Genomic DNA, 15,263 nt, shown 5'->3' with positions numbered 1-15,263 from the left:
GTTTTCGCTGCCCGTTCATCCTTCACCGTAAATCATTAACCTAAAGTTACCGAATCGGCGATCGCTGATCTAGATAACCGAATACAGCTTACGGTTGTCTATACTTTTGCACACGTGTCGCCCGAAGAGCGGCTTCCCCATGCGTGGAAACAGCGCGCGTCCAGCTCTCCAGTTCCTCGTCGGACAAGTCGTACATCCCCATCGCCTCGTCCTTGGTGATGAGCCCTGCCATCACGGCCCGCACGACAGTGGCCTTCCGACTGGCGACCCAGCGTTGCGTGCCAGCGTCCGGCAGATCGGCGCGCGTCATCGACTTCCCCCCCGGCAGGGCCACAGCCCGCGGTCCCGATAATTTCTTCAGATACATCCCGTTCCCCTTCCGTTCCCAATTCGACCTTGTGCCGGAACGGTTTAAAGGGTGGTGAACGCAGGCCTTGAGAATCCACGGCATTTTCCCTACCTACCAGACCTCTGCAGAAAATTTCGGGGACCCAAATGGCCTTGGACGCCACCGCATTGAATTCGCTGGGTTTTGCAAAGCCCCCAAGCGAAACCCGCGTGATCGTCGCCATGTCGGGCGGGGTCGACTCATCCGTCGTCGCGGCCGAACTTGCGTCGCAGGGGTACGATGTGGTCGGGATCACGCTGCAACTCTATGACCACGGCGCAGCGCTGGCCAAGAAGGGCGCGTGCTGTGCCGGCCGCGACATCCACGACGCGCGCCGCGTGGCCGAGACGATGGGCTTTCCCCATTACGTCCTCGACTACGAGAACACCTTCAGGGAGTCCGTGATCGACGAGTTTGCCGACAGCTACCTGGCCGGTGCCACGCCCGTGCCCTGCATCCGGTGCAACGAGCGCGTCAAGTTCCGCGATCTTCTTGCCACCGCCAAGGATCTCGACGCCGATTGCATGGCGACGGGCCACTATATTCAACGCCGCACCGGCATCGCCGGGCCGGAGCTGCACCGTGCTGCCGACCCGAACCGGGATCAAAGCTACTTCCTGTTCTCGACCACGCCAGAGCAGCTCGACTACCTGCGCTTCCCGCTGGGTCACCTGTCGACGAAGGCCGAAACGCGCGGCCTTGCCGCGAAGCACGGGCTCAGCGTCGCGGACAAGCCCGACAGCCAGGACATCTGCTTCGTACCCAACGGCGACTACGCGAGCGTCATCGAGAAGCTGCGTCCCGGCGCGGCAGACCCGGGCGAGATCATCGATGTGGACGGGCATGTGCTCGGCACCCACGAGGGCGTGATCCACTACACGGTTGGGCAGCGGCGCGGTCTGGGGATCGGCGGGCTGGCCGAACCGCTCTATGTCGTGAAGCTCGACGTCGAGAAACGCCACGTCATCGTGGGCCCGAAAGAGCTGCTCTCGACCCGCATCGTCCCGGTGCGCGAGATCAACTGGCTGGGTGACGCCCCGTTCACCTCGCAGCCCGAATGGCATCTGGGGGTGAAGGTCCGCTCGACCCGCCCGCCGCGCGACGCGATCGTGCGTCCGATCTCGGACACCGAGGCCGAGGTCGAGCTGATCGTCGCCGAGGAAGGCGTCTCGCCCGGTCAGGCCTGCGTGTTCTACGACACCGAGAGCACGCGCGTCTTCGGCGGCGGGTGGATTCACCGGGGCTAGGACATTCCGCGGCGCAGGCCCTTGCGCCCGCTTTGGCTCTGCCGCAATCAGGCGGCATGACACCCGTTCTCTGCATCGGCAGCGTCCTGTGGGACGTGATCGGCCGGACCCCCGCGCATATGTCCGTCGGTTCGGACGTTCCGGGCCACATCATCCGCGTACCGGGCGGCGTCGCGTTGAACATCGCGTTCGGGCTCGCTCGCTTCGGCGTGGGCTGCGAACTTCTCACGGCGGTCGGGCGCGATATCGACGGCACGGCGCTGCTTGAAGAGGCGCGGCAACGCGGCATCGGCACGGCGCATGCCTATGTCTCGGACGACCTGCCGACGGACCGCTACATGGCCATCGAGGGAGCCAACGGCCTGGTCGCGGCGATCGCCGACGCCCATTCGTTGGAACGGGCAGACGACAAGATCCTGACCCCCCTCGTCGATGGGCGGTTCGGCACCGAAGCCGCGCCGTTCGAGGGGGTCGTGGCGCTCGACGGGAACCTGTCCGAGGGGCTGCTGGGCCGGATCGCGAAGGGGCCGTGGCTGTCGGCCGCGGACCTGCGCATCGCGCCCGCCTCGCCCGGGAAGGCGCACCGACTGGCACCGCTTCTCCGGATGCCGGGCGCCACGTTCTACGTCAATCTCGAAGAGGCCGGCCTGCTTCTCGGCGCGCGCCCAAAGACGGCTGCGGACGCCGCACGGGGTCTGTCGGATCGGGGCGCGGCTCGGGTCGTCGTGACCGACGGGCCCCGGCCGGCCGCCTCGGCGCGGGATGGCGTGGTTCTGACGGCTACCCCGCCCGAAGTCCTCGTCACCCGCGTGACCGGGGCCGGAGACACCTTCATGGCCGCCCACATCGCCGTCGAACGCGACGGAGCAGAGCCGGCGGCAGCGCTTGAAGCCGGGCTTCAGGCCGCGGCACAGCACGTTTCAGGAGACATCGCCACATGACCGGACCGTTCGAACAGACCGAAGAGGTGCGCGCAGCGCTCGACGCCGGCGCCCCCGTCGTTGCGCTGGAGAGCACGATCATCACCCACGGGATGCCTTGGCCGCGCAATTTCGAGACGGCCCGCCAGGTCGAGGACGAAATCCGCGCCCACGGCGGCACGCCGGCCACGATGGCCGTGATCAAGGGCGTCCTGCATATCGGCCTGACCGAGGGCCAGATGACAGACCTTGCGAAGGCCAGGGATGTCGCGAAGCTCAGCCGCGCCGACCTGCCGGTTGCCATGGCGACGCGGACCACCGGCGCGACCACCGTGGCCGCCACCATGATCGCCGCGCGCCTCGCCGGGATCGAAGTCTTCGCCACGGGCGGCATCGGCGGCGTGCATCGCGGCGCCGAACGCAGCTTCGACGTCTCGGCCGATCTGCGCGAACTCAGCGAAACGCCCGTTACCGTGGTCGCGGCCGGTGCCAAGGCGATCCTCGACCTGCCCAAGACGTGGGAGATGCTCGAAACCCTGGGCGTGCCGGTGATCGCCGTCGGTCAGGACGTGCTGCCGGCCTTCTGGTCGCGCGGGTCCGAGCACCCGGCGCCGCTCAGGCTCGACCGTCCCGCGGACATCGCCGCAGCCCATGTGATGCGCGGCGCGATGGGATTGCCGGGCGGCCAGCTGGTCGCGAACCCGATTCCCGAAGCGGACGAAATTCCTGCCGAAACCTTGGCACCGATCATCGAGCAGGCGCTTTCCGAAGCCATCCGCGACGGCGTCTCGGCCAAGGCCGTCACGCCGTACCTGCTGTCGCGCATCTTCGAATTGACCGAGGGCCGCTCGCTCGAGGCGAACATCGCCCTGGTGCTCAACAATGCACGTCTCGCCGCCGGGATCGCCCGAGAGATCGGCATCCTCCGCAAGGAAATCGCCGGAGCCACAGACGCGCCGTTGTAGCGCTCGCGTCGGTCGCGTATCTCTCGCGCATGAGCCCCGAACCCAAACCACGACGCCCCGGACCGCTCGCCAAGGTGCGGGCCAATTTCCTGACGGGCCTGGTCGTCATCGCCCCCATCGGGCTGACGATCTGGCTTGTCTGGGCGGTGATGGGCTGGGTGGACAGCTTCGTGCTGCCGTTCGTTCCGGACCGTTTCAAGCCCGAGCCCTATATCGGGATCAACCTGCGCGGCGTGGGCGTCATCTTCTTCCTGGTCTTCACCGTCATCATCGGCTGGCTGGCCAAGGGGTTCATCGGCCGGTCGCTCTTGCGCTGGGCCGAAAGCCTGGTGGACCGCACGCCCATCGTGCGCTCGGTCTATTCCGGCCTGAAGCAGATCGCCGAGACGGTCTTTGCCCAGAGCGAGACGAGCTTCGACAAGGCCGTGCTGGTCGAATATCCGCGCCGCGGGTTATGGGCCATCGCCTTCGTATCGACCGACGCGAAGGGCGAGATCGCCGATGCCATCCCGACCTCGGACGGCAAGGTCGCCGTGTTCCTTCCCACCACGCCGAACCCGACCAGCGGCTTTCTTCTCTTCATCGGCCGCTCGGAACTGATCGAGCTGGACATGAGCGTCGAGGACGCCGCGAAACTGGTCATATCGGCGGGCCTCGTCTACCCGCCCCCGCGTCCCCGGTCCGAGGCCGGCGGACGCATCGCGGCCGAGTAGCGCGGTCATGCCCCGCGCCCTGCCGCTCGTCCTGCTGCTATTCCTGCTGGGATGCGCCCGCGGCCCGGCCGAGCTTCCGCCTCCGCCCGAAGGCAGCCTGCGGGTCGCCAGCTACAACGTCCACTACATCGACCTCAACGCGGAAAGCGGCGACTGGTCCCTCGCCGATTGGGAGCAGCGCAAGGCTCCGCTCGACGCCGCTTTCAAGTCCGTCGGCGCCGACATAATCGCCTTCCAGGAGATGGAGAGCTTTTCCCGCGGGTCCGATGGCGGAACCAACCTCGCCCTCGACTGGCTTCTCGCGCGGAACCCGGGCTACCGAGCAGCCGCCGTCGGCGATTGGCGCGACTTTCCGTCGACGCAACCGATCCTCTACCGGTCCGACCGCCTGAGCCTCGTCGACCAGGGCTGGTACTTCTTCTCGGAAACGCCGGACACGATCTATTCGCGCAGCTTCGACGGATCGTACCCGGCCTTCGCCTCCTGGGCGCGGTTCGAGGATGAAATCGGGAAGACGATCCATGTGACGAACGTGCATCTCGACGCGTTCAGCCGCGAGAACCGCCACCGCTCGACCGAGCTTGTCACCACGCGCCTGCGCCCCGTTCTGGATGCCGGAGAGACTGCCATCCTCGCCGGCGATCTGAACGCGATCCGCCTGATGGGTCCTGTCCGCGATCTGAAGGCCGCCGGCCTGACCTTCGCCGACATCCGCGGCGCGACCTACCATTTCGACCGGGGGCTGAACCTCTTCGGCGCCATCGACCACATCGCCTTTAGCGGGGCCCGCGTCGTTCAAGGCCCCTACGTGCTGCGCCACCGCTTCGAAGGCGAGTGGCCCAGCGACCACTACCCGGTCGCCGTCGACCTGGCCTACTGACGCCGCGACGACCCCGCTACATCGACAGGTTCACCGCGCCGCCATCCAGCAGGATATTCTGCCCGACGATGAATCCGGCGTGCTGCGAGCAGAGGAACGCGCAGGCGGCACCGAACTCGGCCGGGGTGCCGTAGCGACCGGCAGGTATCGAGGCCTCTCGCTCGGAACGAGCCTCGTCGCGCGTGATGCCCTTCTGCTTCGACACTCCGGTATCCAGCGCGGAAGCGCGGTCCGTGTCGTGGATGCCGGGCAACAGGTTGTTGATCGTGACGCCCGACCCGGCCACCTGCCGCGCGGTCCCCGCCACGTATCCGGTCAGCCCCGCCCGGGCCGAGTTGGACAGGCCAAGAGCCGGGATCGGTGACTTGACCGATTGCGACGTGATGTTCACCACCCGGCCCCAACCGCGCTCCATCATCATGGGCAGGCAGGCTTTCATCAGCGCGATGGGGGTCAGCATGTTGGCATCGAGTGCAGCAATGAAGTCGTCACGATCCCAGTCGGCCCACGTGCCGGGGGGCGGACCGCCGGCATTGGTCACGAGGATGTCCGGCTCACCCGCGGCATCGAGAACCCGCGACCTACCCTCTTCGGTGGTGATATCGGCCGGCACCTCGGTCACCGCGACGCCGAACTCGTCCCTTATCGAGGATGCCGCCGCAGCCAGCGCCTCGGCGCCGCGCGCGTTCATCACCAGATCGACGCCTGCCGCGGCCAGCGCCCGGGCGCATCCCAGGCCGAGCCCCTTGGACGACGCCGTCACCAGCGCCCGCTTCCCACCGATTCCAAGATCCATCCGTGTGCTCCCCTATCATTTCGCGGAACCCTAGGCGGCGGCCCCTGCCCCGTCCAGAGCGCCAGCCAGGACGTAAGGGAACATGGGTTCCGACGCCCGTTCATCTTTTGTCGAAAGAATTCGTCCATTATGTTGATGTAGTCCACCCTTCGATTAGCACTGACCGACCGCTTCACTGCGGCAGGTCCACTATTTCGAAAGCGCTCCTTTGCCGGCTTCCATCCCGCCGAACCCTTACCGAATCCTGCCCGTCCATGGCGCCCGCGATCTCATCGCATCTGACGGGGCCAACCTGGGCGACCCTCTTGGCCCGGCCGAGGATCTCGTCGCCGGGGATGTCTACCAGTTGTCGATCGGCGCCGTGTGCAGCAGCCTCGTTCTGTCGCCCTGCGAAAACGGCTCGTTCCATGTCGCGCCATCGAGCGAGGTCGGCCGTGCCGGCGCTGCCATCACGCTCGATTCATGCGTGACCTTCATGTCCCCGGACGGTTCGGTCGTCGAGGCCCTGCTGCTCTCGGAATTCCGGCCTGGCGGCTCGATCTGCGACATCCATATCTACCCGCTGGCCGAGATGTCGCCCCGCAGCGACTACGCGATCGTGGCGATTGACCGGGACACCGCGATGACCCGTTTCGCCGAAACGACCTGCGTGTCGTTCACGCGCGGCACCCACGTCACCATGGCCAACGGGTCCCAACGGGCCATCGAACATCTGAATACGGGCGACCGCATCCTGACCCGCGACCATGGCGTGCAGCCGATACGCTGGATCGGGCGGCGGACAGTGCGCGCTCTCGGTGCCCTCGCCCCGATCAGGATCCGCAAGGGCGCTCTGAACAACTCTCGCGACCTGATCGTCAGCCCGAACCACCGGCTGTTCGTCTATCAGCGCAAAGATCGCCTGGGCGCGGGCCGGGCCGAGGTGCTCGTGAAGGCCAGCCACCTGCTCGACGGGGACGCAGTGACGCGGACGTGCGGCGGTTTCGTGGACTATTACCAGATGCTCTTCGACCGGCACGAGATCATCTATGCCGAGGGCATTGCGGCCGAGACGTTCCTCGTGGATCACACCACGCGGCGCGCCCTGCCACTCGATGTGCCGGTCGAAAGCAACGCGGGCGAAAGCACCTACGCGATCGAACTGGACCACCGCCACTTCCGCTCGGAGCGCGCGACCGATCTTCTGCGCCGGGCCAGCATCGGCTGAACCGGACGAATGCCACGCGACGGGCTTCATCGCAGCCCTGACACCCGATTGCGCCCTGCCCCTCGGGCAAATATATGCGCCCCATGCTCGACCGTTCGCACAACGCAGCTCCGCTGCCCCCCGAGATCGCCCGTCGCCGGACATTCGCGATCATTTCGCACCCCGATGCCGGCAAGACGACGCTGACCGAGAAGTTCCTTCTCTACGGTGGCGCGATCCAGATGGCCGGACAGGTCCGCGCCAAGGGTGAGGCGCGCCGGACGCGCTCGGACTTCATGCAGATGGAGAAGGACCGCGGGATCTCGGTCTCGGCCTCCGCCATGTCGTTCGATTTCGGTGGCTATCGCTTCAACCTCGTCGACACTCCGGGCCACAGCGATTTCTCCGAGGACACCTATCGCACGCTGACGGCTGTCGATGCCGCGGTCATGGTGATCGACGGCGCCAAGGGCGTGGAAAGCCAGACGCAGAAGCTGTTCGAGGTCTGCCGTCTGCGCGACCTGCCGATCCTGACCTTCTGCAACAAGATGGACCGCGAAAGCCGCGACACCTTCGACATCATCGACGAGATCCAGGAAAACCTGGCCATCGACGTCACGCCCGCCTCGTGGCCCATCGGCGTCGGACGCGACTTCCTCGGCTGTTACGACATGCTGAACGACCGGCTGGAACTGATGGACCGCGCCGACCGGAACAAGGTGGCCGAGAGCGTGCGGCTTCAGGGCCTCGACGACCCGAAGATGGAAGAGCACGTCCCGGCCCACCTGTTGGAGAAACTCCGCGAAGAGGTCGAGATGGCGCGCGAGCTTCTGCCCGCCTTCGACGCGCAGGGGCTTCTGGACGGCGTCCTGACCCCGATCTGGTTCGGCAGCGCGATCAACTCGTTCGGCGTGCGCGAACTCATGGACGGAATTGGCCGCTTTGGCCCCCAGCCGCAGCCCCAAAAGGCCAGCCCCCGCCAGATCGCGCCCGAGGAAGAGAAGGTCGCGGGTTTCGTCTTCAAGGTGCAGGCGAACATGGACCCCAAGCATCGCGACCGGGTGGCATTCGTGCGCCTCGCCTCGGGGCACTTCAAGCGCGGCATGAAGCTGACCCATGTGCGCACAAAGAAGCCCATGGCGATCACGAACCCGGTGCTTTTCCTTGCCTCGGATCGAGAGCTGGCCGAGGAAGCCTGGGCCGGCGACATCATGGGCATCCCGAACCACGGCCAGCTTCGTATCGGTGACACCCTGACCGAGGGCGAGGCGCTGCGGGTGCAGGGTATTCCCAGTTTCGCGCCCGAGCTTCTGCAGAACTGCCGCGCGGGCGACCCGATGAAGGCCAAGCACCTCGACAAGGCGCTGATGCAATTCGCCGAAGAGGGTGCTGCGAAGGTCTTCAAGCCGATGCTGGGCGCGGGCTTCATCGTCGGCGTCGTCGGCGCCCTGCAATTCGAGGTTCTGGCGAGCCGGATCGAGCTGGAATACGGTCTGCCCGTCCGGTTCGAGCCCTCGCAGTTCACTTCCGCGCGCTGGATGCACGGCCCCAAGGACAAGATCGAGGCCTTTGCGCAGGTCAACAAGGGCCACATGGCGCGCGACAATGACGGCGACCTCGTGTTCCTGACGCGCCTGCAATGGGACATCGACCGGGTCGAGCGGGACTGGCCCGAGCTGACCCTGACCGCCACCAAGGAGATGATGACGTGATCCCCCGGGATCGCGTCGCCGCAGCGCTCGACCTGCCTTCGGATACCGACGCGCTGCCGCCGGGGGATCTTCCGGTCGACCGCTTCGCCGAGCGGTTCCTCGGCGCGCTCGACCGGCCTGAGGGGGATGAAACAGACGTCTGGACGGTGGACCTGTTCGATCACCTCGTGATCGCCGAGCCCGAGCTTGCCTGCGCCGCCTTGTTCGCCTGTCTCGACCTGGCACCCGAGCGCGCCGAGGAACTGGGCGCCGGGCCGCTCGACGATCTGGTGCGCCGCTCTGGTACCGAGGCTATCGGATGCTTGGAGGCGGCTGCCCCCGGCCGCCCGGAGCTGCGCCGCGCCATGCGGCAAGTCTCCGCCGAAGAGATCGAGCACCCGTTCCTCAAAGCGCGCATCCTGGCGATTCGTGACTGAGACGGCTTCCAAAAGGAGCGATTCCGCAACATAGTCGGGCCATTCAAAGAAGAAGATTGTGAGGCGGTCGAAACCGCCCACCCGATGAGGTGCAGGCCAATTGAACGTCCAGACCAAGCCCCCCCGCCAGAACAGGATGGCCCCGACCGGCGAGATCATGTCCCACCCGGCCCGCGGCCAACTCATGGGAAATCGCGGCTGTCTGCATGACGACAACGGCCGGCTGCGACAGGCCCGGTGGAAGACCAAGGCCTGGATCAGCTGCCAGTTGGAGTTTCGCGGGCGCCGGCGCCGCATCATGTCCCCCCGCAGCTATACCGAGCTGTTCTTCCTCGACGAGGCCACAGCCCTGGCGGCCGGACATCGGCCCTGCTGCGAATGTCGGCGCGAGGCCGCCATGGCGTTCCGCCACGCCTGGCAGAAGGGGGTCGCGGAAGTCGCGCGCATGTCCGAGATCGACGCGACCCTGCACACCGCCCGCATCGTGCCTCACACCCGCCGGCAACGACGGATCAGCGCCGATATCCGCGACCTGCCCGCCGGCGCCTTCATCCTCCACGACGGTCAGCCGCACCTTGTCCGCACCGGCTGCGTGCTGCCCTGGTCGCCCGACGGGTACGGGATGCCGACCGCCCGCCCGCGCATTCCTGTAACCGTGCTGACCCCGGCCCCGATCCTGAAAACCCTCGCAGCGGGATACCGGCCAGAGATGGCGGGCGCCTTCGCGTAGTTGTTACGTTGTAACTCCATACGAAGCAGACCCGAGACCGGAGAGACCCCATGCGCCCTGACCTGTTCGTCGTACTTGCCTTGATCGCCAGTCCGCTCGCGGCGCAGCACGACGATCACGACCACCTGGCCGAGGGCGACGGCATCCGCGTCCTGCATGCCTGGACCAATGCCGGCGAAAGCGACGAGATGCGCGTATACTTGGAAATCGAGAACGACCGCGATGCCCCCGTCTTCCTCACCGGGGCAGAGACCGAGATCGGCGGGACTGGCCAGGTCGTCGGCGCCGCCATGAAGGCCGACGGGGATCCGACTCCCCTGCCCGGAATCGAGATCGCCGCCGGCCGCGACATGACCCTCTCACCCGAGACCGTCTATGTGCAGATCGACGGCGTCGAACCGCGCAACGAAGGTGACGAGGTTGCGCTGCACCTGCTGTTCAGGGACAGTCCCGAGGTTGAAATCCATGTCGAGACGCTTTCACCCGATGCGCGCACTCATCCTCACGCTGGTCACGCTCACTAGCCCCGCCCTCGCCGCGCCGCAGGGATGGAGCTTGCTCGAAACGATCGAGATACGCGAAGAGATCGACGGCGACGAGTGGCGTGCAGTGAAGACATTTCCCGACGCCGTTCACGACCGGGCGATGGGCTTCCGCATCACCGGCTACGTCGTCCCCATCGAGGCCGAAGCCTACATCACGACATTCCTTCTGGTGAAGGACCCGGCCAACTGCCCCTTCTGCGGCACCGCCACGGACGCCCCCGTGATCGAGGTGCACCTGTCGAAGCCCCTTCCCGACATGCCGGAATTCGCCGAGATCACCGTCGAGGGCGACCTGGAGTTCGTGGACGACCCCCACACTCTTCAGGCCGTGATAATGCGTGATGCCCGGAAGGTGCAGGCGGATTGACGCTAGGGCCTTGCGTCTATAGGTAAACACCGGGTCGCGATGCGCGCGGCCTTTGGCTAGGACGCTCGTTCCCGCGTCCTGAACCGGTGGCCCGGCCACCCTCGATCCGGACGCACATGACGAAGTTTTCAGACCTAAAGCTGGGCCCCAAGGTCCAGAAAGCCATCGAAGAGGCGGGATACGTTGTCCCGACGCCAATTCAGGCACAAGCCATCCCTGCGGCCCTTGAAGGCCGCGATATCCTGGGAATCGCCCAGACCGGCACCGGCAAGACGGCCTCTTTCACGCTGCCGATGATCACGCAGCTCGCCCGCGGCCGGGCCAAGGCGCGGATGCCCCGCAGCCTGGTCCTTGCGCCGACGCGCGAGCTTGCGGCGCAGGTGGCCGAGAATTTCGACACCTACTCCAAGCACGTGAAACTGACCAAGGCGCTGCTGATCGGTGGCGTCTCCTTCAAGGAGCAGGACGCCCTGATCGACAAGGGCGTGGACGTTCTGATCGCGACGCCGGGCCGGCTGCTCGATCATTTCGAACGCGGCAAGCTTCTGCTGACCGACGTCAAGATCATGGTGGTGGACGAGGCCGACCGGATGCTCGACATGGGGTTCATCCCCGATATCGAGCGCATCTTCAGCCTCGTGCCCTTCACGCGGCAGACGCTGTTCTTCTCGGCTACCATGGCGCCCGAGATCGAGCGGATCACCAACACGTTCCTGTCGAACCCGCACCGGGTCGAGGTCGCCCGCCAGGCCACCGCGTCCGAGACGATCGAGCAGACGGTCCTGATGTTCCGCCCCTCGCGCAAGGACCGTTCCGCCTCGGAAAAGCGCAAGGCGCTGCGCGAGTTGATCGATGGCGAAGGTGACCGGTTGAAGAACGCGATCATCTTCTGCAACCGCAAGACGGACGTCGATATCGTCGCGAAATCGCTGAAGAAGTATGGCTACGACAGCGCTCCCATCCACGGTGATCTGGACCAGTCGCTCCGCAATTCCACGCTGGAGGGGTTCCGCGGCGGCGACTTGCGGATCCTCGTGGCCTCGGACGTGGCCGCGCGGGGGCTCGACGTGCCGAGCGTGACGCATGTCTTCAATTTCGACGTGCCGTCCCATGCCGAGGATTACGTGCACCGCATCGGCCGGACAGGCCGAGCCGGACGCGACGGCAAGGCGATCACGATCTGCCAGCCCTCGGATGAGAAGAACCTCGAGGACGTCGAGAAATTGCTCGAGCGGACGATCCCGCGCATCGAGGTCGAAGCCACAGCAGCGCCTGTCCACGAAGCGGCGCCGGTCGAAGCGCCCCAGTCAGTGGTCGAGGCACCGTCGCCAGCCGAAGAGAAGCCTGCCGAACAGCGCGCTCCCGAAACGGCACAACCTGATGAGAAGCCCGTGGATCAGAGGCCGACCGACAAGCGGCGCGGCAGCCGCACGCGCAACCGGGGCCAGGATGACAAGTCCGGGCCGGTCGTCGGCATGGGCGACCACCTGCCATATTTCATCGAGAAGAGCTTCGAGGAACGGTTCGGCTCATAAAGAGGCCGCGGGTAATCCCCGCGGCTTTTGAATCGAATGCCTCTTGGCAAGGTCTCGTTCAACATTTCGTGTCACGCTTCTGGAAAGAAGCAAGATGATGCGACATGACCCTCCAGCCAGCTACAGAAGATCCTGATAGACGTGGCGGGCATTGCCTGCCCGTCGCCCTGCCCGGCCAGTTCATCGTCAACGGCCGCGGCTCACCATGCACGATCGTGGATATCTCGCGGAACGGGGCAAGCATCACGCTTGCCAGCGGCCTGCCCGACACCGCCGACTGCCTCATAGCCCGCCTTCGGATCGACGGGCTACGGCTCTTCGATGTTCGGATTCGTTGGTATTCCGACCACGGCATCGGACTAAGCTTCGAGAAAGGCCGCCTGTCCGATGCCGAGATCTCTGAACTCAGCTCAGCCGGCTGATGACGACGGTCACCTCTGGCTTACGCCCGATTTCAGCATTTGCCGATTGGCGGGCTACACGTCGAATGAGCTCGTCGAGCCTATCATCGTCGAGGATGATCTTGTCGTCGGCCCGCTGTAGCGCTTGATCCAGATCCGCTTCCATCACGTCGGAAAGCGACGCACCGGAAGACCCCAGTTCCGGCAGTCCCTTGAGGTCCACCCACGGCTCGCCCAACGGACTGTCGTCTTCGTCGAGGACGAGCGAGACCACCGCATGGCCGTTCAACGCCATCCGGATACGGTCGCGCACGACCCCGTCGAGAGCGCCAACCTGCACCGTGCCGTCAAGATAGACTCGGCCGGTCTCCACATACTCCACGATTTCGGGCTTGTTTCCGGACAGCGACACGCAGGTGCCGTTCGGCGCCAGGACGCCAAGTCTTCCGCCCGATTCGGCCAGCTTCACATGCTCGCGCAGATGGCGATGCTCACCATGCATCGGGATGACGATCTGAGGTTTGACCAACTCGTGCATCGCAACCAGGTCAGGCCGGTTCGCATGGCCGGAAACGTGGTAGCGCCCGCCATCATCGTCCTGGATATCCACACCCTTCTCGGAGAATGCGTTCATGATTTCGATGACGCCGCGCTCGTTACCCGGGATCGTCTTGGACGAGAACAGGAACGTGTCGCCCTCTTTCATCGACAGCCCCATGTACTTCCCGCGGGCAAGCTGAGCCGATGCGGCGCGCCGCTCGCCCTGGCTGCCGGTCACGATCAGCATCAGGTTTTCGCGCGGCAACTGCCCCGCATCCTCAGGGCTGACGACGCTCGGAAAATCGGGCAGCACGCCAGCTTCGGTCGAGGCTTCGATCATCCGCTGCATGGCGCGACCCAGAAGGCAGACCGACCGCCCCGCTGCAACCCCCGCATTGGCGAGGGTTCGCACCCGCGCGACGTTCGAGGCGAATGTGGTCGCGACCACCATTCCCCTCTGTTCGGCTACGAAACGCGCGATCTCGGGGCCGACCGTCGACTCGGACCGGCCTTCGTGGTGGTTGAACACGTTGGTCGAGTCGCAGACCAGCGCCTTCACACCCACCTTCGCCACCGACGCCCACAGGTCCCGGTCGAACGCCTCGCCCACGCCCGGCTGGTAGTCGATCTTGAAATCGCCCGTATGGACCACCCGGCCTTCGGGCGTATCGATCACGAGGGCCGAGCTTTCAGGGATCGAGTGCGAGATCGGAAGGAAGCCCACCTGGAACGGCCCGAGGGCGATGGTGTCGGGCCATGGCTTCATGGTCTGGACCTTGTCCGGGTTGTGCCCGGCCTCTTCCATCTTCCGGCGCGCGTGGATCGCGGTGAAGGCGCGCGTATAGACCGGTGCGTCGAGCTTGTCCCAAAGTTGCCCGATCGCGCCGACATGGTCCTCATGGGCGTGGGTGATGAAGATCCCGTCGATCCGGTTCTTGCGCTCTTCCAGCCACGACACATCGGGGAAGATCAGGTCGACCCCTGGCGTCGTGTCCATGTCCGGGAAGGTCACGCCCAGATCGACGACGATCAGACGCTCCTGTCCCGGCTTGCCGTAGCCATAGACATAGCAGTTCATGCCGATTTCGCCCGCCCCACCGAGGGGCAGGTAGATCAGTCTTTCTTTCGCAGCCATTATTCTTGCAATTCCTTGTTGTACCGATGAATCACGGTCAGGCCGTGCATCGTCAGATTGTCCTCGAACACGTCGAACAACGTGTCCCCTTGCTGGAAAAGAGGCGCCAGCCCGCCCGTTCCGATGACCTTCATGGGGCGCGCGCGCTCATCCTTTATGCGCTGCACAATCCCGCCCACGAGGCCCACATATCCCCAGAAAACTCCGGACTGCATGCAGTCGACGGTGTTCTTGCCCACAACTTGGGGCGGCATCGTCACGTCCACAAGAGGCAGCGCCGCCGCGGCCTCGTGCAACGCCTGGAGCGACAGGTTCACCCCCGGAGCGATCACCCCACCTTCATATGCGCCATCCTCGCCGACGACATCGAAGGTCGTCGCAGTTCCGTAATCCACCACGATCAGGTTGCCACCGTGCAGATCGAATCCCCCGGCAGAGTTTACCAGCCGGTCAGGGCCAACCTGCGTCCCCGGATCGACCCGCGGTGCGACCGGCAGGGCGCAATCCGGTTTGCCGACCACGATCGGGCGGCAGTCGAAATATCGGTTGCACAGGACGCGCAGGTTGAACACGACGCGCGGCACGGTCGAGGACACGATGACTTCGTCGATGGTGACGTCCTCAAGCCCCCTCAGCTTCATCAGCGTCGAGAGCCACACGAAATACTGGTCGGCGGTGCGCCGGACCTCGGTCGCGGTGCGCCACGTCTCGAGGAACCTCTCCCCGTTCCAGATCGCGAAAACCGTATTCGTGTTGCCGACGTCGATCGCCAGAAGCATGGGCTAGG

General features: G+C 65.5%; 17 protein-coding genes. 13 read left to right on the top strand and 4 right to left on the bottom strand.

Going from position 1 to position 15,263, the window contains the following annotated elements:
- Positions 1-88: 88 nt before the first annotated feature.
- Positions 89-367, bottom strand: a complete 279-nt coding sequence (gene sciP / locus PAM7066_RS14505; RefSeq protein WP_085854952.1) for a CtrA inhibitor SciP — start codon at positions 365-367, stop codon at positions 89-91.
- 128 nt (positions 368-495) lie between these two features.
- Here sciP and mnmA point away from each other — a divergent pair, with 128 nt between their 5' ends.
- Genes mnmA through PAM7066_RS14480 form a run of 5 tightly spaced genes read left to right on the top strand, consistent with a single transcriptional unit; the run spans position 496 to position 5,113 of the window.
- Positions 496-1,635 carry a tRNA 2-thiouridine(34) synthase MnmA gene (gene mnmA, locus PAM7066_RS14500; RefSeq protein ID WP_085854951.1) on the top strand — a complete coding sequence of 380 codons (1,140 nt, stop codon included), beginning with the start codon at positions 496-498 and terminating at the stop codon, positions 1,633-1,635.
- A gap of 56 nt (positions 1,636-1,691) precedes the next feature.
- A complete protein-coding gene (locus PAM7066_RS14495; protein ID WP_085854950.1) occupies positions 1,692-2,576 on the top strand; it encodes a PfkB family carbohydrate kinase in 885 nt (294 codons plus the stop codon).
- Entirely contained in the window at positions 2,573-3,520 is a 948-nt protein-coding gene (locus PAM7066_RS14490; RefSeq protein WP_085854949.1) for a pseudouridine-5'-phosphate glycosidase, read from the top strand. Before PAM7066_RS14495 ends, PAM7066_RS14490 begins: the two co-directional genes overlap by 4 nt.
- Positions 3,521-3,549: 29 nt before the next feature.
- Positions 3,550-4,233 carry a DUF502 domain-containing protein gene (locus PAM7066_RS14485; protein ID WP_085854948.1) on the top strand — a complete coding sequence of 228 codons (684 nt, stop codon included), beginning with the start codon at positions 3,550-3,552 and terminating at the stop codon, positions 4,231-4,233.
- A gap of 7 nt (positions 4,234-4,240) precedes the next feature.
- The gene (locus tag PAM7066_RS14480) at positions 4,241-5,113 is read left to right on the top strand and encodes an endonuclease/exonuclease/phosphatase family protein (RefSeq protein ID WP_085854947.1); all 873 of its coding nucleotides are present in this window, start codon (positions 4,241-4,243) and stop codon (positions 5,111-5,113) included.
- Positions 5,114-5,129: 16 nt separating this feature from the next.
- Here PAM7066_RS14480 and PAM7066_RS14475 read toward each other — a convergent pair whose 3' ends face one another.
- A complete protein-coding gene (locus PAM7066_RS14475) occupies positions 5,130-5,909 on the bottom strand; it encodes an SDR family oxidoreductase (RefSeq protein WP_085854946.1) in 780 nt (259 codons plus the stop codon).
- Positions 5,910-6,117: 208 nt separating this feature from the next.
- On the opposite strand from PAM7066_RS14475, the gene PAM7066_RS14470 reads away from it, so the two are divergent.
- The 8 genes from PAM7066_RS14470 (at position 6,118) to PAM7066_RS14435 (ending at position 12,822) form a co-directional block, all read left to right on the top strand.
- Complete coding sequence (locus PAM7066_RS14470; protein ID WP_090929471.1) at positions 6,118-7,116, top strand: Hint domain-containing protein; 999 nt, start codon at positions 6,118-6,120, stop codon at positions 7,114-7,116.
- 83 nt (positions 7,117-7,199) lie between these two features.
- Positions 7,200-8,807 (top strand): peptide chain release factor 3, encoded by a 1,608-nt coding sequence (locus PAM7066_RS14465; protein WP_085855065.1) that lies wholly within the window; start codon positions 7,200-7,202, stop codon positions 8,805-8,807.
- A complete protein-coding gene (locus tag PAM7066_RS14460; protein WP_085854945.1) occupies positions 8,804-9,223 on the top strand; it encodes a hypothetical protein in 420 nt (139 codons plus the stop codon). The genes PAM7066_RS14465 and PAM7066_RS14460 overlap by 4 nt, the downstream gene beginning before the upstream one ends.
- A gap of 136 nt (positions 9,224-9,359) precedes the next feature.
- On the top strand, positions 9,360-9,953 hold the full coding sequence (locus PAM7066_RS14455; protein WP_085854944.1) for a wnt family protein: 594 nt from the start codon (positions 9,360-9,362) through the stop codon (positions 9,951-9,953).
- A gap of 50 nt (positions 9,954-10,003) precedes the next feature.
- On the top strand, positions 10,004-10,477 hold the full coding sequence (locus PAM7066_RS14450; protein ID WP_085854943.1) for a copper chaperone PCu(A)C: 474 nt from the start codon (positions 10,004-10,006) through the stop codon (positions 10,475-10,477).
- The gene (locus PAM7066_RS14445; protein ID WP_139215030.1) at positions 10,440-10,865 is read left to right on the top strand and encodes a DUF3299 domain-containing protein; all 426 of its coding nucleotides are present in this window, start codon (positions 10,440-10,442) and stop codon (positions 10,863-10,865) included. Before PAM7066_RS14450 ends, PAM7066_RS14445 begins: the two co-directional genes overlap by 38 nt.
- A gap of 116 nt (positions 10,866-10,981) precedes the next feature.
- Positions 10,982-12,400 (top strand): DEAD/DEAH box helicase, encoded by a 1,419-nt coding sequence (locus tag PAM7066_RS14440; protein WP_085854941.1) that lies wholly within the window; start codon positions 10,982-10,984, stop codon positions 12,398-12,400.
- A 104-nt stretch (positions 12,401-12,504) separates the two neighbouring features.
- Positions 12,505-12,822, top strand: coding sequence for a PilZ domain-containing protein (locus tag PAM7066_RS14435; RefSeq protein ID WP_085854940.1), 318 nt, complete (start codon positions 12,505-12,507; stop codon positions 12,820-12,822).
- On the opposite strand, the gene PAM7066_RS14430 is transcribed toward PAM7066_RS14435, so the two are convergent.
- Both PAM7066_RS14430 and PAM7066_RS14425 read right to left on the bottom strand, forming a co-directional pair.
- The gene (locus tag PAM7066_RS14430; RefSeq protein ID WP_085854939.1) at positions 12,806-14,476 is read right to left on the bottom strand and encodes a ribonuclease J; all 1,671 of its coding nucleotides are present in this window, start codon (positions 14,474-14,476) and stop codon (positions 12,806-12,808) included. The genes PAM7066_RS14435 and PAM7066_RS14430 overlap by 17 nt on opposite strands.
- Positions 14,476-15,255, bottom strand: a complete 780-nt coding sequence (locus PAM7066_RS14425; RefSeq protein ID WP_085854938.1) for a type III pantothenate kinase — start codon at positions 15,253-15,255, stop codon at positions 14,476-14,478. Before PAM7066_RS14425 ends, PAM7066_RS14430 begins: the two co-directional genes overlap by 1 nt.
- Between the last annotated feature and the right edge of the window lie 8 nt (positions 15,256-15,263).

The sequence above is a fragment of the Palleronia marisminoris genome, assembly GCF_900172315.1.
Classification (GTDB): Bacteria; Pseudomonadota; Alphaproteobacteria; order Rhodobacterales; family Rhodobacteraceae; genus Palleronia; species Palleronia marisminoris.
The sequence above is the reverse complement of the archived record's forward strand: the minus strand, read 5'-3'. Positions and strand labels throughout refer to the sequence as shown.